At 71.4% G+C, this 20,137-nt stretch carries 18 protein-coding genes; 6 read left to right on the plus strand and 12 right to left on the minus strand.

The window, feature by feature from the left end; all coding sequences use genetic code 11:
- Positions 1 to 345 precede the first annotated feature (345 nt).
- From ACZ39I_RS26925 to ACZ39I_RS26935, 3 genes are all read right to left on the minus strand, one after another.
- Positions 346 to 1,467 carry a GNAT family N-acetyltransferase gene (locus tag ACZ39I_RS26925; protein WP_467247096.1) on the minus strand — a complete coding sequence of 374 codons (1,122 nt, stop codon included), beginning with the start codon at positions 1,465 to 1,467 and terminating at the stop codon, positions 346 to 348.
- A gap of 1 nt (position 1,468) precedes the next feature.
- Complete coding sequence (locus tag ACZ39I_RS26930; RefSeq protein WP_467247097.1) at positions 1,469 to 1,864, minus strand: hypothetical protein; 396 nt, start codon at positions 1,862 to 1,864, stop codon at positions 1,469 to 1,471.
- Positions 1,865 to 2,011: 147 nt separating this feature from the next.
- Entirely contained in the window at positions 2,012 to 3,220 is a 1,209-nt protein-coding gene (locus ACZ39I_RS26935; protein ID WP_467247099.1) for a S8 family peptidase, read from the minus strand.
- A gap of 277 nt (positions 3,221 to 3,497) precedes the next feature.
- On the opposite strand from ACZ39I_RS26935, the gene ACZ39I_RS26940 reads away from it, so the two are divergent.
- A complete protein-coding gene (locus ACZ39I_RS26940) occupies positions 3,498 to 4,292 on the plus strand; it encodes an SGNH/GDSL hydrolase family protein (RefSeq protein WP_467247100.1) in 795 nt (264 codons plus the stop codon).
- A gap of 7 nt (positions 4,293 to 4,299) precedes the next feature.
- Here ACZ39I_RS26940 and ACZ39I_RS26945 read toward each other — a convergent pair whose 3' ends face one another.
- From ACZ39I_RS26945 to ACZ39I_RS26960, 4 genes are all read right to left on the minus strand, one after another.
- On the minus strand, positions 4,300 to 5,877 hold the full coding sequence (locus tag ACZ39I_RS26945; RefSeq protein WP_467247102.1) for a serine/threonine-protein kinase: 1,578 nt from the start codon (positions 5,875 to 5,877) through the stop codon (positions 4,300 to 4,302).
- 105 nt (positions 5,878 to 5,982) lie between these two features.
- Positions 5,983 to 7,797, minus strand: coding sequence for an urease accessory protein UreH domain-containing protein (locus ACZ39I_RS26950; RefSeq protein WP_467247104.1), 1,815 nt, complete (start codon positions 7,795 to 7,797; stop codon positions 5,983 to 5,985).
- Positions 7,794 to 9,278 carry a tetratricopeptide repeat protein gene (locus tag ACZ39I_RS26955; protein ID WP_467247105.1) on the minus strand — a complete coding sequence of 495 codons (1,485 nt, stop codon included), beginning with the start codon at positions 9,276 to 9,278 and terminating at the stop codon, positions 7,794 to 7,796. Before ACZ39I_RS26955 ends, ACZ39I_RS26950 begins: the two co-directional genes overlap by 4 nt.
- A 98-nt stretch (positions 9,279 to 9,376) precedes the next feature.
- Positions 9,377 to 10,912: a DUF4331 domain-containing protein gene (locus tag ACZ39I_RS26960; RefSeq protein WP_467247107.1), complete on the minus strand. Its 1,536-nt coding sequence runs from the start codon at positions 10,910 to 10,912 to the stop codon at positions 9,377 to 9,379.
- 206 nt (positions 10,913 to 11,118) lie between these two features.
- Between ACZ39I_RS26960 and ACZ39I_RS26965 the strand changes: the two genes are divergently transcribed.
- The 3 genes from ACZ39I_RS26965 (at position 11,119) to ACZ39I_RS26975 (ending at position 12,881) form a co-directional block, all read left to right on the plus strand.
- The gene (locus tag ACZ39I_RS26965) at positions 11,119 to 11,661 is read left to right on the plus strand and encodes a sigma-70 family RNA polymerase sigma factor (protein WP_403659281.1); all 543 of its coding nucleotides are present in this window, start codon (positions 11,119 to 11,121) and stop codon (positions 11,659 to 11,661) included.
- Positions 11,658 to 12,485 carry an anti-sigma factor gene (locus tag ACZ39I_RS26970; protein WP_467247109.1) on the plus strand — a complete coding sequence of 276 codons (828 nt, stop codon included), beginning with the start codon at positions 11,658 to 11,660 and terminating at the stop codon, positions 12,483 to 12,485. The genes ACZ39I_RS26965 and ACZ39I_RS26970 overlap by 4 nt, the downstream gene beginning before the upstream one ends.
- Before the next feature lie 126 nt (positions 12,486 to 12,611).
- Positions 12,612 to 12,881 (plus strand): hypothetical protein, encoded by a 270-nt coding sequence (locus tag ACZ39I_RS26975; RefSeq protein ID WP_352390887.1) that lies wholly within the window; start codon positions 12,612 to 12,614, stop codon positions 12,879 to 12,881.
- Between the two features lie 97 nt (positions 12,882 to 12,978).
- Here ACZ39I_RS26975 and ACZ39I_RS26980 read toward each other — a convergent pair whose 3' ends face one another.
- Both ACZ39I_RS26980 and ACZ39I_RS26985 read right to left on the minus strand, forming a co-directional pair.
- Positions 12,979 to 13,761: an ABC transporter permease gene (locus ACZ39I_RS26980; protein WP_467247110.1), complete on the minus strand. Its 783-nt coding sequence runs from the start codon at positions 13,759 to 13,761 to the stop codon at positions 12,979 to 12,981.
- Positions 13,758 to 14,696: an ATP-binding cassette domain-containing protein gene (locus ACZ39I_RS26985; protein WP_467247112.1), complete on the minus strand. Its 939-nt coding sequence runs from the start codon at positions 14,694 to 14,696 to the stop codon at positions 13,758 to 13,760. Before ACZ39I_RS26985 ends, ACZ39I_RS26980 begins: the two co-directional genes overlap by 4 nt.
- 63 nt (positions 14,697 to 14,759) lie before the next feature.
- Here ACZ39I_RS26985 and ACZ39I_RS26990 point away from each other — a divergent pair, with 63 nt between their 5' ends.
- On the plus strand, positions 14,760 to 15,491 hold the full coding sequence (locus ACZ39I_RS26990) for a TetR/AcrR family transcriptional regulator (RefSeq protein ID WP_467247114.1): 732 nt from the start codon (positions 14,760 to 14,762) through the stop codon (positions 15,489 to 15,491).
- Here the strand turns inward: ACZ39I_RS26990 and ACZ39I_RS26995 are convergent.
- Genes ACZ39I_RS26995 through hmgA form a run of 3 tightly spaced genes read right to left on the minus strand, consistent with a single transcriptional unit; the run spans position 15,488 to position 18,797 of the window.
- Entirely contained in the window at positions 15,488 to 16,642 is a 1,155-nt protein-coding gene (locus tag ACZ39I_RS26995) for a type ISP restriction/modification enzyme (protein ID WP_467247116.1), read from the minus strand. The genes ACZ39I_RS26990 and ACZ39I_RS26995 overlap by 4 nt on opposite strands.
- A 40-nt stretch (positions 16,643 to 16,682) precedes the next feature.
- A complete protein-coding gene (locus tag ACZ39I_RS27000) occupies positions 16,683 to 17,432 on the minus strand; it encodes a GntR family transcriptional regulator (RefSeq protein ID WP_467247118.1) in 750 nt (249 codons plus the stop codon).
- A 27-nt stretch (positions 17,433 to 17,459) separates the two neighbouring features.
- A complete protein-coding gene (hmgA, locus tag ACZ39I_RS27005; RefSeq protein WP_467247120.1) occupies positions 17,460 to 18,797 on the minus strand; it encodes a homogentisate 1,2-dioxygenase in 1,338 nt (445 codons plus the stop codon).
- Between the two features lie 195 nt (positions 18,798 to 18,992).
- On the opposite strand from hmgA, the gene ACZ39I_RS27010 reads away from it, so the two are divergent.
- A partial coding sequence (locus ACZ39I_RS27010) for a hypothetical protein (protein WP_467247122.1) occupies positions 18,993 to 20,137 on the plus strand: 1,145 nt, incomplete at its 3' end.

Genomic DNA, 20,137 nt, shown 5'->3' on the forward strand with positions numbered 1-20,137 from the left:
GGTGGACCGCCCGCCCCTGGGCGGTCCGGTTTGTCGCTCCGGTTCGAAAGGGGGGTTCTGTTCTCACACACGGCATGCCGGAAGGAATCTCCGTACGTGCCGGGTGAGCTGGCAAAGCTGGCCGACCGCCGTCGTGCTGTGCTCGTTCCAGAGAAACGACAGCCGGTCGCGCGGCACGACTCGGTCACCTGTGCGGTCACCGAGCACGGCACCCCCCTACCGCGCCCCGCGCCCCCGTCGCGGTCCTGAGCCCTCCCCTGGAGCCGCTGAATGACGGGACGGTGCGGGTGTGATGTATGACGGTATTGACGTTTGGACCCGTATGGCAAGACCTGGAACGAGGTCTCACGTTTTTGTTGGTTTGACCGTTACGGTCGCGCCCGAGCGGATCTTTCCCACTTTCTTCAACAGCCTGTCGGCGGGTTCGAACAGCTCCGGACGTGCCACCACGGCATTGCGCAGTGCCCGCACCGGAACCCGGCGGACGCGGTGTCCGACCGCGACCGGGTGCCGGCGGGTCACCCACCCCTCCGACACGGTCAGTTCCCGTGTTTTCAGGGAGTCCTTGTACTCCTTCTGACCCCGGCCCAGATCGAGGTACGCGACGCCGTCGGCGGCGGCCGCCTCGGCCATGCGCAGATGCAGGACCAGGCCCGGGGAGTACTTCGCGTACTGCGGGTCGTACGCCGGGAACCAGCACGCCAGGACGCGTTCGGTGCGCAGCCCGAAGTGGGCGGCGACCGGCTTCCCGTCGGCGTACAGCACCGAGAGGATCCCGGCGAACGGCTCGGAGCGGGTGTGGAACAGCTGTTCCACCAGTCGGGCGATCCACTGGTGCGCGAAGCGGTCGCTGCGGCCGGTCCTGCGGTACTGGGCGGACTTCCAGCCCATCAGGGTGCGCAGGGCGGCCGGGTCGCGCTCGTCGTGGACGTAGCGCACCTCGCTCGCCGTGCGGACCAGTCGGCGTTCCTTGGCGAGTGTGGTGCGGGTGAACTTCGGCGAGCGTTCCCGTAGTCCGGCCAGATACGTCTCGTAGCCCTGGTCGATGTCCATGACCGGAGACGGGAACCTGCCGGAGGCTCCCGTCTCGAACGGCCCCTGGCCCTCCACCAGATGGTCGAACTCCCAGACGGCCAGCCCGCAGGCGCGCAGCAACTCCTGGGCGTCCCAGGTGAATCCGGGCCGGTGCACCAGCCCCTGGGCGTCCGAGATGCCGAGGCCGACGGCCCGGCCGACACCGGTGGTGGTCCTCTGGAAGGGCAGGAACGCGGCGGGCTCGCCCCGCTCCCGTACGACGGCGATCCGCACGCCCCGCCTGAACCGGCCCACCGCGAGCGCGAACTCGGGGGACAGGAACGGGTTCGCCAGGCCCGGCGAGCCGTGCAGATGGGCCTTGGACTGCAGGGCGGTCCACGCCACCCGGTCGGCCGCGGTCAGCTCGCCGGGGCGGTACACGCTGATGTCCACGTCAGAGGTCCCGGCCCTTCGCCGTACGGCGTTGCCGCATCCACACCAGCAGGAGGACGAGGGCGCTGATCACGGCCATCGCCAGGACGCCGCCGCGCGCCGACCAGCGGTGCGTGGCCAACATGCCCTGGGCCACCAGCATGTTGAGGACGACCGAGCCGGCCAGCGAGGCCAGCGCCCGGGCGAACGGATCGAAGCCGCGCAGTGCGGCGGCGATACCGGCGGCGGGTGCCGCGAGCAGGAAGAAGAGCGTGAGCGGGGCGCGCAGCGGTGAGTCGGAGCCGGTGAACGCGAGCAGTGCGCCGAATCCCCCCACGGCGGTCGCGGCGCCGGCGAGCAGTGGCGTCAGGTCTCTGCCCGACGTCGTCGTGGATTTCCCGGTACGTGTGGTCTGCATGGGCGACGTTTCCCCCCAGAAAGCGCCGGATGCCGGGCTTCAATGTCGCGCAGTCCCGTGGGAGCCGTCAAGGCCGACTGGTACGGACCTGGACAGGGGTGTGCCCCCGGAGGCGTGAGTCACCTCCGGGGGCCACCTGTTCGGGTACTACCGCACCAGCTTCAGGAGCTTGTTGGGCGAGCCCGAGCCGGGGCTGGTGACCACGTTGGACGTGGCCCCGCCCACCAGGGCCGTGGCGACCTGGGCCGGGGTGGCCGAGGTGTGCCCCGCGAGGTAGACCGCGGCCGCGCCCGCGACGTGCGGGGTCGCCATCGACGTACCGGAGATGGTGTTGGTCGCGGTGTCGCTGGTGTTCCAGCCCGCCGTGATGGAGGAGCCGGGGGCGAAGACGTCCAGGACCGAGCCGTAGTTGGAGTAGCCGGCCCGGGCGTCGGTGCTGGTGGTGGCGCCGACGGTGATCGCCTCGGTGACGCGGGCCGGGGAGGACGAGGAGGCGTTGGCGCTGCTGTTGCCGGCCGCGACCGCGTAGGTCACGCCGCTCGCGATGGAGTTCCTGACCGCGGTGTCCAGGGTGGTGGACGCGCCGCCGCCGAGGGACAGGTTGGCGACCGAGGGGCCCGAGTGGTTGGCGGTGACCCAGTCGATGCCCGCGATGACGCCGGCGGTGGTGCCGGAGCCGGCGTTGTCGAGCACGCGCACCGCCACGATCTTCGCCTTCTTGGCGACACCGTAGGTGGAGCCCGCGATCGTGGTGGCCACATGGGTGCCGTGGCCGTTGCCGTCGGAGGCGGTGGTGTCGCCGTCGACGGCGTCGTAGCCGTAGGAGGCGCGGCCGCTGATCTGGCTGTGGGTGATGCGGACGCCGGTGTCGATGACGTACGCCGTGACACCGCTGCCCGCGGAGTCCGGGTAGGTGTAGGTGCCGGAGAGCGGGAGCGCGGTCTGGTCGATGCGGTCCAGGCCCCACGGGGCACTGGACTGCGTGGTGTCGGCCACCTGGACCCGCTGGTTCTGTTCCACGGAGGCCACCGACGGGTCCGCGGCGAGTCTCTTCGCCTCGGTCGCCGAGAGCGTGGCGGTGTAGCCGTTGAGCGCGGAACCGAAGGTCTTGCCGACCGTCCCGCCGTACTCCTTGATGAGCCCCTTGCCCGTGCCGGACGAGGACGTGAAGCCCGCGTTCTTCTTCAGCGTGACGATGTAACTGTCCTTGACGGCCGTGGGGGAGCCGGCGGCGAGGACCCGGCCCTCGGCCGGGGAGGCCTGGGCGGGAAGGGCGGTGAGCCCGCCGACGAGGGCGCCGGCCGTCAGGGTGGTTATCGCGGCGAACCGGAAGGTGTTGCTACGCAGTTGTGCCATTACGAGGGAGTCCTCCTCATGGGCGACGCGCGCCTGGGTCGGGCGCGCGTCCGTGGGGGGTGTGCACGGGATCGCGCACACGACCGGGAGCGTCGCGTTCCGCTCCGGGCCGAGGTAAACGCTGGACCATCTACGGGGGTAGAACAAGGGAGTTGAGGAGGAGTCAACAAACCTGTCATGTCCACGAAATCATTGCCAGTTTTGGCATGGACACTTCCCGTCGCCGCGTGTCGTTGCTACGACGGATACGGCAGAGATCCTGCTAAAGGGAGGTTCCATGAGACGTTCCCGATTTGCCGCATACGTCGGCTCACTCCTCCTCGCACTCGCCGCAGTCCTCACCGGGACAGGCACCGCCCACGCCGCCGAAGGCCCGTATGTGGCCCTGGGAGACTCCTATTCCTCGGGAGTCGGCGCAGGCAGCTACATCAGTTCCAGCGGCGACTGCAAGCGCAGCACGAAGGCCTACCCCTACCTCTGGGCGGCCGCCCATTCACCCTCGTCGTTCGCGTTCACCGCGTGCTCGGGCGCCCGTACGGGTGATGTTCTGGCGAATCAGCTGACCCCGCTGAACTCCGCCACCGCCCTCGTCTCACTCAGCGTCGGAGGCAACGACGCCGGTTTCGCCGACGTCATGACGACCTGTGTGCTCCAGTCCGACAGCTCCTGCCTGGCCCGGATCAACACCGCGAAGGCGTACGTCGACTCGACCCTCCCGGGCCAACTCGACACCGTCTACTCGCAGATCAGCAGCCGGGCCCCCAACGCCCATGTGGTCGTCCTCGGCTACCCCCGCTTCTATCGGCTCGGCGCCACCTGCCTCGGCCTCTCCGAGACCAAACGGAAGGCGATCAACGACGCCGCCGACTACCTCGACACCGCCATCGCCAAGCGGGCCGCGGACCACGGCTTCGCCTGGGGTGACGTCCGCTCCGCCTTCACCGGCCACGAACTCTGCTCCGGCAGCGCCTGGCTGCACAGCCTCAACCTGCTCAACATCGGCGAGTCCTACCACCCGACCGCGGCCGGCCAGTCCGGCGGCTACCTCCCGGCCCTGAACAGCGCGGCCTGATCCCCTCTCACGGGGACGCAGTGGGGGAGGCCTCGCCGGTGCTGCCGGTCGGGGTCTCCGCCACGCAGGTCAACGAGAACGGGACCGAGTTGGACGTCTTCTCCACGGGGTCGCGGACCTCCACGCCGATGGTGTCCTCGAACGTCCCGCTGTCGTCCTGCGTGGTGACGAACCGCCGCTCCTCCTGCGATTTGTCACCACCGGCCGGGAAGCTGAGCGTCTTCCAACTGCCGTTCACCGAACCGTTCTCCGACACCCAGCGGTACGTCACCGTCGCCGGGAGCCGGCCGACCGTCAGCGTGACGGTGAAGGTGGGGGCCGCGGACCTGTCCGGCGGACAGCTGCCCGTGTAGTCGGTGTGCGAGCCGGTCAGTGAGACGTCCACCGACTGCGGCGGGGGCGCGCTCGTGGTGCTCTTGCTCGGACTCGGGGACGGGGTGTCGCGGGGCTCGTCCGAGGTGGTCGGCGCGGGTGAACTCACCGCCGGACCACTGTCCTTGGCGGTCTCCCCGTCCGGGTCGCCGTTGTCGTGGAGCAGCGCGTACGTCAGCCCCGCGATCGCCAGCGCCAGGGCCAGCACGCCCGCGACCAGGACGACGGCCGCACGGCGATTGCGCTCCGGGGGCCGGGAGCGCGCGGTGGGAGTGGAGGTCGGCGTGGGCGCGGGCCGGTACGGGGCCGTCGATGGTTCCTGCGGGAAGGGCGCCGCGACGGTCGGGGCGTAGGGCCCCGCCTGCACGGGGTCCGCCCGGGGCGTGCCACCCGCCCCGATGATCCGCAGCTCCTGCTCCGCCCGGTCGGCGGGCAGCCGCTCCGCGGGATCCTTGCGCAGCAGCCCCTCGATCACCGGCGTGAGCGGACCGGCCCGGTACGGCGGCGGCAGCTCCTCGTCCACGATCGCGCGCAGGGTGCTCAGCGGGGTGTTCTGCCGGAAGGGGGAGTTGCCCTCGACGGCGGCGTACAGCAGCACGCCCAGCGACCACAGGTCGGACTCCGGGCCCGGCGTGCGGCCGAGCGCCCGCTCCGGCGCCAGGAACTCGGGCGAGCCGATGACCTCGCCGGTCATCGTCAGCGCCGAACTGCCCTCGACCTGGGCGATGCCGAAGTCGGTGAGCACCACACGGCCGTCGTTCGACAGCAGCACGTTGGCGGGCTTCACGTCCCGGTGCAGCACCCCGGCCTCGTGCGCGGCGCGCAGCGCGGACAGCACCTCGGCGCCGATGTGCGCGGTCCGTTGCGGGCTGAGCGGCCCCTCCGCGTCCAGGAGTTCGGCGAGTGAGATGCCGCGCACCAGTTCCATGACGATCCACGGGCGGCCGTCCTCGGTGGCCACGTCGTAGACCGTCACCACATTGCGGTTGGCGACCCGCGCCGCCGCCCACGCCTCGCGCTCCAGGCGGGCGTACAACCGCTCCACCTCGTGGGTCGCCAGTCCGTGTGGCGCGCGCACCTCCTTGACGGCGACCTCGCGGTGCAGCACCTCGTCGCGGGCTCGCCACACGGTCCCCATGCCGCCCTCGCCGAGCGGGGACAGGAGGCGGTAGCGGCCCGCGATCACTCGTTCACTGCCCGGTTCTTCGGACACGGGCGTCCCCCATTCGCATCCGGGCGAAATCTCCACTCCGCGTGATGTCGCGCGTGAATTCTGGTTGCGTCATTTCCGTACGCGTCATTTCTGTACAAAAGTAGCTCAGCCGAGTGCGGATGCCGCCCCCTTGAGCACCAATCCTGCCCCGAGAGCCACCACGACGAACGCCGACATCAGGGGCGCGGTCCTGCGCACCAGCGCGGTCATCGGGCTCGCGGCCAGGCGGGGGCGCCTGTCCAGCAGCCGTGTGACTCCACTGCCCAGCCTGACGACGGCGAATCCGGCCGCGGTCAGGGTCAGGGCCAGCCCGACGCCGTACGCCACGACGAGCAGCAGTCCGAACCAGGCCTGCCCGAGCGCGGCGGCACCGACGAGCACGACCACGGCGGAGGGGCTGGGCACGAGACCGCCGGCGAAGCCGAGGAGGAGCGTGCCGCGGAGGGTGGGGGCGACGGCGTGGGTGTGGGTGAAGCCGCCGTGGGTGTGCTCGACGGCGTGGGAGTGGGGGTGGGGATGGTCGTGCGGGTGGTCATGGTCGTGGTTGTGGCCCTGCCCGTGCGGGTGGTCGTGGGTGTGGACGGGCGTGTGTGCGTGCGTCCGAGTCCGGTCCCCTGCAGTGGCCGGGACGGTCTCCGTGTCGGCGGCGACCAGGACCAGGGAGCGCTCCTCGGGCTCTCCGGCCTCGTGCGAGTGGTGGTGACTGTGCCCGTGTCCGTGCGGGTGGTCGTGGGCGTGGGCGGACGCGTGTGCGGGCGTCCGAGCCTTGGCCCCTGCCGTCGCCGGGACCGTCTCGGCGTGGGCGGCGACCAGGACCAGGGAGCGCTCCTCGGGCTCTCCGGCCTCGTGCGAGTGGTCGTGACTGTGCCCGTGTCCGTGCTGGTGTGCGCGGATGCGCAGGGCCCGGCGCAGCAGGGTGACGCCCGCCGCGGTCACCATCACCCCGCTCGCGATGCCCAGCCACGCGATCACCGAGGGCGCCGCCGCCGAACCTGCCGTGACGAGGAGGCCCAGTGCGACCACGCCCAGGGTGTGGGTGACGGTCACGGAGGCGGCCAGCGGCAGGACGTCCTTCATCCGGGCCCTGCCGCCGCGCGCCGCCGCCACCGCGGCCATCAGCGTCTTGCCGTGGCCCGGGGCCAGCGCGTGCATCGCGCCGAGGACGACCGCGATGAGCAGGGCGAGCGCCGCGAAGCCGACGGTGAGGTCGTGCCGGGCGACCAGGGAGTCCAGGGCGCGCGTCCAGCGGTCGGCGCCACGGGGCAGCACGGAGGCGGCGGGGGCGTCCGACCGTTCCTCACCGAGCGCCGCTCCACCGGGCCGCACGCGCAGGGCGGCGGTCACGGTGTCGGCGGGCGAGGAGAGCAACTCCTGCGGATAGGTGGTCAGTTCGTGCGAGACCGACTTGGCGGGCACGTCCGACCTCGTGAGCGTCATCCGGTCGCCGCGCGCGGTGATCTCGCGCCAGCCGGGTCCGGAGTCGGTGCCCGCGCTGTGGAAGCCGAGCGTGACGGTGGCGTCCTCGGGCAGCGGGGCGGTCAGCCGGCACTCCACGCGCAGGGTGTCGAGTCCCGCCTGACCGGGACGCACGCGCGCGTGGCTGGTCCGCACGGTGAGAGCGGCCGTACGGCCGTCGACGGTGACCTTGCCGCCCTCCGCCGCCTTCTGGCAGCGCCGGGCGGCCCACTCGGTCATGCCGAGCTTCTCGATGTCCGGCTTGGCCTGGGTTGCCGGGATCTCGGCGAGGTCCTCGACGTGGTCGACGCGCAATTGCCCGGGGGCGGCGACGAGACCGTCGTAGCGATTGACGGTGAAGTTGCCGAGGGGGTGGGCGCTCGCGCTGCCGGAAGGGAGCAGCGCGAGCGCACAAGCCGCCGTCAGGACGGCCGTGAGGGACGCGAACAGACGGCGGGGCTTCACTCGGATGCCTCCTTGAGAGCCTTGCGGGCCTCGCGGGCGCCGAGGGGGGAGAAACCGGGGTTGAGCTTCAGGGCGGAACGGAGAAGGCTCCGGCCTTCCTTCTCGTCGCCCGCGGCGAGTTCGACGATCCCGCGGTGGTAGAGGAAGGACGCGTTGCGGTAGCCGGTCGCGGTGGCCTGCCGGGCGTACGGCAGGGCCTCCTTGTCCCGGCCGTTCACGTGCAGGGCCCAGGCGAGGGCGTCCGCGGTGTGCACGGTGTGCCGGCGGGCCCACTCGGCGCGGGCGGCGCGCAGGGCGGCGGCCTTGTCGCCGTGGTCGGCGGCGGCCATCGCGGTGTCGAGGTCGGCGTTGACGCCGTTGGCGCGGGCGAGGGCCGTCCAGGCGTCCACGAGCGCGTACTGGTCGCCCGCCTTCGCCTTGTCGCCGTCACCGCCCCGGTCCTCGTACAGCTCCCCGAGCGCGACGAGCGGCCCCGGCAGCGGATACCGGGCCACGACGGCCTCCATGCCCTTGATCGCGGCGGCGCGGTCCCCGCTCGCGGCCTGGGCGCGGGCCCTGCCCTCCAGCGCCGGGAGGTAGGCGTCGTCGGCGGCGAGGGCGCGGGCGTAGTCGGTCAGGGCCGTGTCGTAGTCGCCCTGGTTCCAGGCGAGTTGGCCCAGTGCACTGGCCACGTAGGCGATGTCGCCCGGGGTGGTCGCGGTCGACAGGGCCCGCTCCAGGACGGTGCGGGCGGTGCGCACGTCGCCACGCAGTTCGTGGACGTAGGCGTAGCGGGTGAACACTGGGATGCCGGGACGGCGTTCGTCCGCGAGGTCCGCGGCCTTCGACGCCTCGGCGTAGCGGCCGAGTTCGACGAGGGAGTCGATCCGGGAGGAGAGGGCCCGCTCGTTGTACGGGTTCTGCTTCAGGGTCCTGTCGGCGTACGTGAGGGCGCCCTTGAAGTCGTGCCGGGCCGCCGCGAGGGCGGCGAGACCGGTGAGCCCCTGGTCGTTGTCGGGCTCCAACTCCAGTGACCTCTGCAGGGCTTGCTCGGCCTGCGGGTACCGCGAGGGGTCCCCCTTGGTCCTTGCCTGCTCGACGTAGGCGAGTCCGAGAGTGGCCCAGCTGCCGAAGTCCTTGGGCTGGGCGCGCAGATGGGCCTGGATCGCCGTGATGCCCGCGTCGAGGTTCCCACTCGCCATGAGCCCGGGAGAGAGTGCCGACGACGAACTGGCGACGGTCGCGGCACCCCCGTCCCGCAGCGCTCCGAAGGCGATCGACCCACCCGTCAGCGCGACGGCCAACAGGGCAGCGCACCCGGCGAGTTGAGCCGCCCGCCAGCGCCGCCCGGCCTCCGAGACCCGCCGCACGGCGGCGACCTTCTCCTCGTCGGCCTGAGCAGAGGGCTCCTGAGCAGAGGGCTCATGGGCAGAGGGCGCCACGGTCTCCGACGGTCCGTCGTGCTCGTTCTCGGGTGCGCTGTCGGTCGTAGAGCCGGACATTGCCCTCTCCTCGTCAGATCGTGATCGTGTGTGCGGCGCGGCCCGCACGGTGGGGGATGAGTACGTGCGGGCCGCGCCGGTAAAGGGGCCGGTAGGGCCTAGTACGCCCGCCGCCGCATCCGGCGCCACCACATGAGCGCCGCTCCGATGAGCAGGATCCCGGCCGCACCCGCGCCCGCGGACCCGGCGATCAGGCTCATGTTGTCGGAGGAACCGGAGGCACCCGCCGGGGACAGCGCGTCGCCGAGCTGGTTGCGGACGTCGTTGCCCGAGGTCGTGCCCTTGGCCAGCGGCCCACGGGATCCCTCGGTCGGCAGTGCCACGTACGGGAAGGACTTCTCGAAGTCCTTGTCGTTCTTGTCGACCGCGTCACCGAGGTCGTTCTTGGACCCGACCAGCTCGCCCTCGACGACCTGGAGCGAGGCGTCGATCACGTCGTCGGTCAGCCGACGTCCGTTCGGGAATCCGGCGTTGTCGCCATCAAGCACACCGAGCCGCTTCGGAGAATCGGTGGGCTTGATGGACGTGTTGAGGCGCAGCTCCTCCGCGGGCCGCACGTAGGGAGGCTGGTTCAGCCCCTTCACACCCTTGAGGAACACGTCCACGAGGTCGTTGCGGGGCTCCTTCGGGGCGGGGATCTTGTAGATCGCCTCGATGAGCTTCGGCAGTTCGGGGTTGGTCACGTTCTTCAGGAACTGGCCGTCGTCGTACGGCGAGGACGCGTTGAACTTGTCCTTGTCCTTCAGCGGGTTGACGACCTCGTTGACGAGCGGGTTGCCCAGGCGCGACACCTGCGAGTAGTACCCCTGCGCGTTCCTGCGCTGGGTCGTGGACCAGATCCCCACGATCGGCTGGTGCGAGGACTCGGCGATCATGTCCGTCGGGACCTGCAGCGCGATCGAGTTGACGTTGTAGCCCTTGAGCGTGTCGTTGCCGACCTCGGTGAGGTTCCCGCCGTACAGCAGGTCGAAGACGCGCAGGTCGGCGAAGAACGGGTCGTCGGCCTGGCCGGCGAACGACGCCGAGTCGTTGGGGAGCTTGTAGACCGCCTGGTCCCGCAGCTTCTCGTAGTTCGGCATGGACGCCTTGCCGACGTTCGACGGCGCCACCGGGACGTCGTCCGCGATCTTCGTCTTGTACTTGACCTTCTGGTTCTTCAGCTGGAAGAGCTCGATGTCGTACGTCTGCGTGACGTTCAGGTCCGGGTCGTCGAGGCTCTCGACCACGCCCGTGTTGTACAGGAACGACTTCTTGTTCTTCACATGCGTCTTGAAGGTGAAGCGGTACAGCAGATCGCCCTGACCGTCACCGTTGTTGTCGATGTGGAGGTCGTACTGCGCGTCCTCGGCGAACTGGTAGAAGTTCGGGCCGCCGCCGGGCTCCTCGAACGGGATCCAGTTGGCGACGATGGTCGTCGAGTCGGGCTTGTCGGGGCTGACGAACGCGTACACGTCCGTGTTGTCGTACTGAGGGTCGCCCGAGATCAGCGGGGCCTCCCGGTGACTGGAGGCGGAGGCCGCCCCGGGTTCCAGCGTGGCCACGCCGGCGGCTGCGAGCCCACCGGCGGCCAGCGCGCCACAGATGAGGGTCGCAAGGCTGCTGCGTCCCGAGCCGTTCCTGGAGATAGGTGTCATGCCGTCCGTCCTCAGTCCAACTTGCCTGACGCCGGTGATTCGGAGTGGTGGGCGGGCCGGATTGGTCGAATCTCAAAACTTCTTTTCTGCTGCTCGACCCGCGTTTTCGGCCCTCTGATCCGTAACCCCATACGGAGGTGTGTGTGTTGCGAGTACCTCGTGGGACGGGACGGCCCAGGTGCGGCTTTGCGGGAGGGGGCGGCGAGTTGGAGGCGGACGAGCTTCTGATGCTCGTGGCAGGAGGGGACCAGAGGGCATTCGAGGAGCTCTACGGGCTCGTCGCGGGGCCGGTGTTCGGGCTCGTACGGCGTGTGGTGCGTGATCCGGCGCAGTCGGAGGAGGTGTCGCAGGAAGTGCTGCTCGAATGCTGGCGGTCCGCCGCGCGGTTCGACCCGCGCCGGGGCAGCGCGCTGTCCTGGGTCCTCACTCTCGCGCACCGCCGTGCCGTCGACCGGGTGCGCAGCGCCCGCGCGGCCGGTGAACGCGATCAGCGCGAGGCACGCCGGTCCCATCACCCCGCCTTCGACCAGGTGACCGAGGAGGTCGAGGCGGGCCTCGAGCGCGAGTGGGTGCGCCGGTGCCTGGAGCGTCTGACCGACCTCCAGCGCCAGTCCGTCACCCTCGCCTACTACGACGGCTACACGTACCGTGAAGTGGCCGAGCGGCTCAGCCTGCCGCTGGGGACGGTGAAGACGCGGATGCGTGACGGACTGACCCGCTTGCGGGAGTGCCTGGGAGGTGCGGCATGAGCCTCTTCCGCCGGGAAGACCTCCACTCCCTCGCGGCCCCGTACGCCCTCGACGCGCTGGAACCCGCCGAACGGACCCGCTTCGAGCGGCACCTCAAGGACTGCGACAGCTGTACGGCGGACGTGCGTGCCCTGTCCGAGGACGCGGCACGGCTCGCCTGGTCGGCCGCCGCGCCGCCACCGCTCGCGATGCGCGACCGGGTGCTGTCCGCCGTACGCACCATCCCGCAGGAGCCCGCCGTACGGCCCGAACCGGCCCGTGCGCGGCCGGAGCCGGCCCGCGCGCGCAGGTCGCAGCTGCCGCCGCATGTCTGGGGCGCCCAGCCGCCGCCCAGGCAGCGTCAGAGGCGTCGTCCCCTGTTCGTGCCCTTCGCGACGGCTACCGCGGCCGCGGCCCTCGTCGTCGCCTCCCTGTTCGCCGTCCAGGCCAACCGGACCCAGGACGAACTGGACGCGCAGAAGGCCCAGGCCAGTGAGATCGCCCACGTTCTCCAGGCCGCGGACGCCCGGGCGACCCGGGGGCAGGACCCACAGGGCCGCAGTATCGCGGTGATCGCTTCCGCGTCCGAAGGACGCGCGGTCGTCACCCTGAGCGGGTACGAGGCGCCCCCGAGCGGCCGTGTGCGCCAACTGTGGCTCATGCGCCCCGACGAGCAACCGCGCTCCCTCGGGCTCTTCGCCGCCGACACGCCCTTGGTCGCGAGCGGACTCGACAAGTCCGCCACATCACTCGCTGTGACGGTCGAGCCCGACGGGGGATCACCACAGCCCACTACCCAGCCAGTTGTCCAACTCGCCCTGAAATCGGCCGGATTCGGAGAGTAATCATGGAGGGGTCGTCAACACCCTTGCGGGGAAGGTGAATCCTGTGACGCCGATACACGTGTGCCCCGACGGGGCGATAGGGTTAACCTGCCCGGGCCGGGTGGACTCGTACGGGTGGGGAGTGACATGGAACAGATAACAGTGCGCAGGGCGAGGGTCCCTGCGATCACCTGCGGGAGCAGCGCGACCAGTTCGCGCCTCGACCGCCATCTCTCGGTGCTGTCGGGACCTGCCGTCCCGCAGCGCGAGGCGGCGGAGGCGACGTCACTGATGCGCGAGCTGACCGCGCGTGACAGCACCAAGCAGGAGCGCAGTGACAGGGGTGCGCGGGTTCGCCGTGTCTCGCTGTTCGCGCCACTGCGCCGACTGCGCCGTTCGCTGTTCGGCGGACACTGAGCCCTCGCCGCCCGGTATCGTGCTGCGATCCTGCCCGTCATCCCCACGGCATGCAGCACGATCCAGGTGACCGAACTCCCCTCCCGGCAAGAGGCGTTCACCCCTCGCCGTGCGCGTACCTCCGTACGGCGAGGGGCGCGAAGACCGCGAGCAGCACCCCGCACCACATCAGCGACCCGGCGATCGGATGCGCCACCGGCCAGGCGGCCCCCTCCGGCACCGGGGCGTTCCCGAACAGGTCCCGCAGGGCCGTGGTCACCGCGCTGATCGGGTTCCACTCGGCGAGGGTGCGCAGCCACCCGGGCAGTCCCTCGGCCGGGATGTACGCGTTCGACAGCAGCGGCAGGATGAACGTGGCTCCGCCCAGCTGCCCCGCGGCCTCCTCGCTGCGGGTGAGCAGGCCGAGGAAGATGCCGATCCAGGTGGTCGCGAACCGGAACAGCAGCAACAGCCCGGCGGCACCCACCGCTTGCAGCGCGGACCCCTCGACGCGCCAGCCCACCGCGAGCCCCACCAGCAGGAACGGCACCGTCCCGGCGGCGGTGACCACCACGTCCGCGACCGACTGCCCCAGCGGCACGGCCGCCCGGCTGATCGGCAGGGTGCGCAGCCGGTCCGTCACGCCCCGGTGGACGTCCTGGGCCGCCTGGAACATCCCGGTCATGATCCCGTTCGCCGCCGTCGCCACCAGCAGGCCCGGCACCAGGTAGGACCGGTACTGCTCGCCCGGCATCGCCAGCGCGCTGCCGAAGACGTAGCCGAAGAACAGCAGCATGGTGATCGGCATGGTCTGGGTCAGGACCAGCAGCCCCGGATTGTTCCGGACCCGCCGCAGCTGACGGCCCAGCATCGCGGTGCCGTCGTGGGTCAGCGTGCTCATACGGCAAGCTCCTTGGTGAGTCGCAGGAAGACGTCGTCGAGGGTCGGCGGCCGGATGCTCGCGTCCAGCAGCGGCACGCCCGCCGCGTCCAGTTCACGCACCAGCCGGGGCAGGGTGAGGGTGGAGTCCCGGGTGACCGCGCCGACCGCGTTCCGGTCGTGGTCGAACGACGGTTCCCCGCCGGTGAGCTGATCGAGGATCCCGGCCGCCTTTACCAGCAGGCCCGCGTCCGCGACGACGATCTCGACGTGCGCCCCGATCAGCGCCTTGAGCTGGGCCGGCGAACCCGTGTGCGCGACCCGCCCCCTGTCCACCAGGGCTATGTCGTGAGCGAGTCGGTCGGCCTCCTCCAGGTACTGCGTGGTCAGCAGCACGGTCGTGCCGTCCGCCGTCAGCTCGCGCACGGCGTCCCAGATGAGGTTGCGGCTGGCCGGGTCGAGACCGGTCGTCGGCTCGTCGAGGAACAGGATCTCCGGGCGGCGGATCAGGCTCGCCGCCAGGTCGAGGCGGCGGCGCATACCCCCCGAGTAGGTGGACGCGGCCCGGTCGGCGGCTTCGGTCAGCCCGAAGCGGTCCAGCAACTCGGCGGCCCGCTCGGCCGGCCCCCGCACTCGGTGCAGCCGGGCGAACAGCCCGAGGTTCTGCCGCCCGGTGAGGTCCCCGTCGACCGACGCGTACTGCCCGGTGACGGAGATGGCGTGCCGTACGGCCTCCGGTTCCCTGACGAGGTCGTGTCCGGCGACCCGCGCGGAGCCGGCGTCCGGCCGCAGCAGCGTGGTCAGCAGCCGTACGGCCGTGGTCTTGCCGGCGCCGTTGGGGCCGAGGAGCCCGCAGACCGTGCCCGCGGGCACGGCGAGATCGAGACCGCGCAGGGCATGGACCTCCCCGAACCGCTTCTCCAGACCTTCACTAAGTACAGCGTACGTAGAAGTCATGGGGTGACCATAGCGCACTACGTACGCTGTACGTAACTAGGATGGTGGCCGAGGTGATGATCGATGGCGCGCCGAGCGGCCGTACCCGAAGTGATCTGGACGCGTCCCGAGCGCACCGGGCGTGGCCCGAAACCCGCGTTCACCAGGGCGGACATCGCGGCGGCGGCGGTGCGGCTGGCCGACGCCGGGGGACTGGACGCGGTGTCGATGCGCCATGTCGCGGCCGAACTGGGCTGCGGGACGATGTCGCTGTACAACTACGTCCCCCGCAAGGAGGACCTGCACGAGCTGATGGTGGACGCGGTCGGCGGGGAGCACGAGCTGTTCGAGCCCACGGGTGACTGGCGGGCCGACATGCTGCGCAACGCCCGCCAGACCAAGGCGCTGATGCACCGGCACCCCTGGATGCCGCGGCTCATGTCGGGGGCGTACGGCTTCAGCCCCAACGCCCTGCGGTATCTGGAGCACTGCCTCGCCTGTCTCGATCCGCTGGACGCCCCCTACGGCACGAAGATCGAGCTGGTCGCGATGCTCAACGGCTGCGTGACGACGTACGTCTCCAACGAGCTGTCCACCGCCGAGCGGGTGCGGTCGCTGCCGTGGTCGCAGGAGCAGGAGAACGCGGTGCGGATCGCGTACCTGGGCAGTCAGGTGGCGTCGGGGGCGTATCCGCGGCTGGCGGCGTCGTTCATGGAGGACGCGGGGCCGATCGATCTGGACGCGGTGTTCGAGCGGATGCTGGAGCGGGTCCTGGACGGCTTCGAACCCAGGACCCGGAGGACCTGGGGGACCTAGAGGAGCGCGAGCTGGCCCTCCGGTCCCTCCTCGTGGCCGTCCAGGACCGACGCCGGCCTCCGGGCCGAGTCCGGGACCGGCAGCACCCCCGCCCCGCGCAGGTCGGCCGCCGTGATCCGTGACGTCACCTCGTCCTGGGGCGGCTGGAGATCCGCCAGCAGAGCCAGCACGGTGATCAGTTCGAGGAGTTCCGACGTCCACGCCTGCGGCCAGGTCGCCGGGCGGATCGCGGCCAGCGTGCCCGGCTCCGGTTCCGCGGTCCGGGCCGCGAACCACTGCTCCAGCACCCGCACTCCGCCCGCCTCGTAGTCCCAGGCCTCGGGCGGTACGGGGGAGACGCGGCCCTCGTCCAGCAGCAGGGCCTCCTCGTCGCGGTCGTAGTCCAGGATCAGGGGCCGGGACGGCAGCGGGGCGCGGACGTACGGGCGGCGGCCGCCGGGCAGCTTCGGGCGGTCGCCGTCGCGGCGCATCAGCCACAGGGCGCGGTGGCCCCACTCGACACCGCGGGCCCACAGTTCGGGGTCGTCGGTGAGCGGGACGGTGAGGCCCGGGCGGACCGCCGCCAGGATCCAGGCGAGCACGTCCAGAGGCTCCACCGGGACACCCAGGCGGGTCCGCAGGTGCTCGAGGAGGCCGGGAGCGAGGTTGGGTTCCGCGCCGCCCGGGCGGCGGTACAGCGGGCGGATGCGGCCCGGGCGGAGCAGGGGGAGCAGCGAGGTCGCGAGGAGCTGGGGGCCGGGGCCGTCCGTGGGTGTCTCCACCACGAACACCTGGTCGTCGTCCGCCACCCGCCACAGCTCGGGCCGGGCCGCGTCGATCAGCCGGTGGTCCGGGATCAGCCACTGTTCGTCGAAGGGCGCGTGCAGCACTGGTACCGGCTCCGGGCAGGGGCCGGAGGCGCGCGCGAGCCGCTCGGTGCCGCCCGTGCGCCCCGGAAGCTGTCCGACCGCGGAACGCAGGGTGCGGGACCGGGTGGGCTCGAACAGGGCCTCACGGTCGGGCCCCTCGGCCTTCAGCAGGGCGTCCCAACGGGCTTTCAGGGATGCCGCGTCGGGGCCCGCCGGCCACCCTCGGCCGAGCCGCGGCGGTGCGACGGACCACGGCATGAGGTCCGCCAGCTGCGGAGCGTCGTCGTGCGTCACGCTGGGCATCGTACGACCTCCCGCCGACAGTCGGTCGGGGCCGGTGCGCTCATGTGGCGTCCAGGGTCACCGTGAAGGAGAAGCGGTCACCCCGGTAGTGGATCACCGCCGCGTCGAGCACCCGGCCGCCGGTGTCGTAGGTGACCCCCGTGTAGTGCAGGATCGGGCTGAGTAGCGGGACTTGGAGCAGCCGAGCCGTCTCCGGGTCCGCGAGGCGTGCCTCCACGGTGTCCGTGATGCGGCTGATGTCCGCCCCGACGACATCCCGCAGCACCTTCGTCATCGGCCAGCGCACCAGGTCCGACGGGTCGATGCGGGCGGCCAGTTCGGGCCGGACGTAGTTGCGGGCGTGGTTGGTCGGCTCGCCCGTCTTCTCGTCGCTGCGCAGCCGGTGGTACGACGCCACCTCGTCCAGTTCCGGGAAGTGCCCGGCGAGTTCGGGCGGCACGGGTGACTTGCCGTGCTCCAGCAGCTCGGTCGTCATACCGGACTGCTGGGCCACGATCGCGTCCACCGAGCCGAGCAGCCGGACCGGGGTGCCCCTGGTCGCACCCGGCTCGATGAACGTGCCCCGGCGCCGGTGACGGGTGATCAGCCCCTCGTCCTCCAGCTCCTTCAGCGCCTGCCGCATGGTCAGCACGCTCACCCCGTAGTGCCCCGCGAGCTGTTCCTCGGTGGGCAGGCGGAGCGGGTCCTGGGGGGTGCGGCCGAGTATCGAGGCGCGCAGGGACTGCGACACCTGGTACCAGAGCGGCAGCTTGCGGTTCAGGACGATGGAGTCCGGGGCGAAGGAGGTCACGGGCTATCCGTACCGTTCGCGGATCGGTCAGTGCAACGGGCGGAAGTGACGTTCCAGGCCCCGCCACACGTCGTCGTAGTGCGGCTGGAGGTGGTCGGCCCGGGCCGCGTGCGCGGTGAGCGTCAGCGGCCAGCGCGTCTCGAACATGAACGCCAGCCCGTCGTCGACCTTCTGCGGCTTCAGCTCGGCCGCGCTCGCCCGGTCGAAGGTCTCCCGGTCGGGGCCGTGCGCCGACATCATGTTGTGCAGCGAGCCGCCGCCGGGCACGAAGCCCTCCGCCTTGGCGTCGTAGGCCCCCTCGATCAGGCCCATGTACTCGCTCATCACGTTCCGGTGGAAGTACGGCGGCCGGAAGGTGTCCTCGCCGACCAGCCAGCGGGGCGCGAAGACCACGAAGTCGACTCCGGCCAGCCCCGGAGTGTCCGACGGGGACGTCAGCACGGTGAAGATCGACGGGTCGGGATGGTCGTACGAGATGGAGCCGATGACGTTGAAGCGGCGCAGGTCGTAGACGTACGGCACGTGGTTGCCGTGCCAGGCGACGACGTCGAGCGGGGAGTGGTCGTAGGTCGCCGTCCAGAGGTTGCCGCAGAACTTGTTGACCACCTCCACGGGCCCCTCGACGTCCTCGTAGGCGGCGACGGGGGCCCGGAAGTCGCGCGGGTTGGCGAGGCCGTTGGCGCCGATGGGGCCGAGGTCGGGGAGCTGGAAGGGGGCCCCATAGTTCTCGCACACATAACCGCGGGCGGAAGTGTCGAGGAGCTCCACACGGAAGCGCACCCCACGAGGGATCAGCGCCACGTGGCCCGGCTCCACATGGAGCAGCCCGAACTCCGTGCGCAGCAGCAGCCCGCCGCGCTCCGGGACGATCAGCAGTTCGCCGTCGGCGTCGCTGAAGACGCGGTCCATGGAGTCGGTGGCGTGGTACAGGTGCACGGCCATGCCGGTGCGCTGGGTGACGTCGCCGTTGCCGCCGAGGGTCCACAGCCCGGCGAGGAAGTCGGTGCCCTCGGCGGGCTCGGGCAGGGGGTTCCAGCGCAGCCGGTTCGGGTCCGGGACCGACTCGGTGAAGGGGGCCGTACGGATGCGGCCGTTGTGGGTGTGCGTGAACGCCGGGTGCGCGGCGGAGGGGCGGATGCGGTACAGCCAGGAGCGGCGGTTGTGGGCGCGCGGCTCGGTGAACGCCGTGCCGCTGAGCTGTTCCGCGTACAGGCCGAGGGGGGCGCGTTGGGGGGCGTTGCGGCCCTCGGGAAGGGCGCCGGGGACGGCCTCAGAGGCGTGCTCGTTGCCGAAGCCGGAGAGGTAGGTCAGGCTCTCGGCGGTCTTGCGTGCGTCGCCGCGCGTGATCGCTGCGTCCCCGGTCATGATCGCTCCCTTGCGGTCTGATTCCTATGGAACACCGTAGGATTGCGGTGTGGCCGGCGCAAGAGGGCGCTCCCTTGCCGCTCCCCGGCCGCTCCATGGAACCGATGTCCCGCCTGTGACCTCCTCATGGAGGAGGACGAGAACCAGACCCCAGGGGGATTCGCGGTGTCGGACCCGTGTTCTACGCTCCCCGGCATGTCGTGGACGCGGGGACTCCTTGCCCTGCTCGCGGTCTGTGTCCTGCTGGTCACCGGATCCGTGAGCTGTGGCACCCATGGGGCACAGGAACGCAAGGACGGACGGTCGGTCTCACCGGTGGGCAAGGTCCTCGACGACACCGATCACGAGGGGCGGCACTACCGCGAGGTGGACCCGGAGAACGCCCCCGACGTCGGCATAGAGGTGCAGCCGGCCACCGACGACTGCTGGACCGTGCGGCTGACCGTCGAGAACTTCACCTTCTCGCCCGCCGCGACGAAGGCGAAGGCGGTCTCCGGCCGCGGCATCGCCGTCCTCTTCGTGGACGACCGCCCCGTCACCACCCTGCGCACCCCGTCCTACCGCCTCGCGTCCGCCTACGTCCCCCAAGGCACCCACAAGGTCACGGCCCGTCTCTACGCCGACGACGGCACCGTCTGGGCCGTCGACGGCACCCCGGTGGAAAGCACGGCGGACGTGACGGCCTCGAAACCGGAGGCAGCGGGGAGCGGCGGCGGCTCGGGGGCGTGGTCCATGGGGAGCGGGGCGTCGGAACCGTGGCCCACGGGAAGCGCGGGCGAAACCCTGGAGGCGCAGCCGATCGAGAGGGTGGGCGGCGGGGGCGTGTCGTACACGCGGGTCGCGGTGGGCAGCGGTGGCGCGGGCTCGCGGGTCGGCACGGGTGCCGGCCGAGCCTCGGAGTCGCCGCTCACGACGAGGATGCGCGCGGCCTCGGACGAGCAGGCCATGGCGGGCACAGCCGCGGGCGCCCCCGACGCGCAGGCCGTGGCGGGCACGGGCGGCGCCCTCCTGGGCTCGCAGGTGAGCGCCACGTCGCTCGCGGCGAACAGCGGTGCCGGCGTGGCCCTGGACGGGCAGGTCGTCGCAGGTCTCCCCGGCTCGTGGGTCGGCATCCGTACGGCGGCAGCGGGATCGTCGCTCATGACGAGCCCCAGCGCCGGCGTGGCCGCGGACGTGCAGGCCCTCGCGGGCAAAAGCTTTCCCGGCTCGCAGGTCGGCAACCGTTCGGCGGCAGCGGAACCGTCGCTCACGACGAGCCCCAGCGCCGGCGTGGCCGCGGACGTGCAGGCCCTCGCGGGCGCAAGCCTCCCCGGCTCGCGGGTCGGCATCCGTAGCGCGGC

It is taken from the genome of Streptomyces sp. NPDC024687, from assembly GCF_055559055.1.

Excerpts from the sequence above, each read along its gene's own strand:
- ACZ39I_RS26930 (WP_467247097.1), bottom strand. The coding sequence starts at position 1,864 with ATGCAGACCACACGTACCGGGAAATCCACGACGACGTCGGGCAGAGAC.
- ACZ39I_RS26935 (WP_467247099.1), bottom strand. The coding sequence starts at position 3,220 with ATGGCACAACTGCGTAGCAACACCTTCCGGTTCGCCGCGATAACCACC.
- ACZ39I_RS26940 (WP_467247100.1), top strand. The coding sequence starts at position 3,498 with ATGAGACGTTCCCGATTTGCCGCATACGTCGGCTCACTCCTCCTCGCA.
- ACZ39I_RS26955 (WP_467247105.1), bottom strand. The coding sequence starts at position 9,278 with ATGTCCGGCTCTACGACCGACAGCGCACCCGAGAACGAGCACGACGGA.
- ACZ39I_RS26960 (WP_467247107.1), bottom strand. The coding sequence starts at position 10,912 with ATGACACCTATCTCCAGGAACGGCTCGGGACGCAGCAGCCTTGCGACC.
- ACZ39I_RS26970 (WP_467247109.1), top strand. The coding sequence starts at position 11,658 with ATGAGCCTCTTCCGCCGGGAAGACCTCCACTCCCTCGCGGCCCCGTAC.
- ACZ39I_RS26975 (WP_352390887.1), top strand. The coding sequence starts at position 12,612 with ATGGAACAGATAACAGTGCGCAGGGCGAGGGTCCCTGCGATCACCTGC.
- ACZ39I_RS26980 (WP_467247110.1), bottom strand. The coding sequence starts at position 13,761 with ATGAGCACGCTGACCCACGACGGCACCGCGATGCTGGGCCGTCAGCTG.
- ACZ39I_RS26985 (WP_467247112.1), bottom strand. The coding sequence starts at position 14,696 with ATGACTTCTACGTACGCTGTACTTAGTGAAGGTCTGGAGAAGCGGTTC.
- ACZ39I_RS26990 (WP_467247114.1), top strand. The coding sequence starts at position 14,760 with ATGGCGCGCCGAGCGGCCGTACCCGAAGTGATCTGGACGCGTCCCGAG.
- ACZ39I_RS26995 (WP_467247116.1), bottom strand. The coding sequence starts at position 16,642 with ATGCCCAGCGTGACGCACGACGACGCTCCGCAGCTGGCGGACCTCATG.
- hmgA (WP_467247120.1), bottom strand. The coding sequence starts at position 18,797 with ATGACCGGGGACGCAGCGATCACGCGCGGCGACGCACGCAAGACCGCC.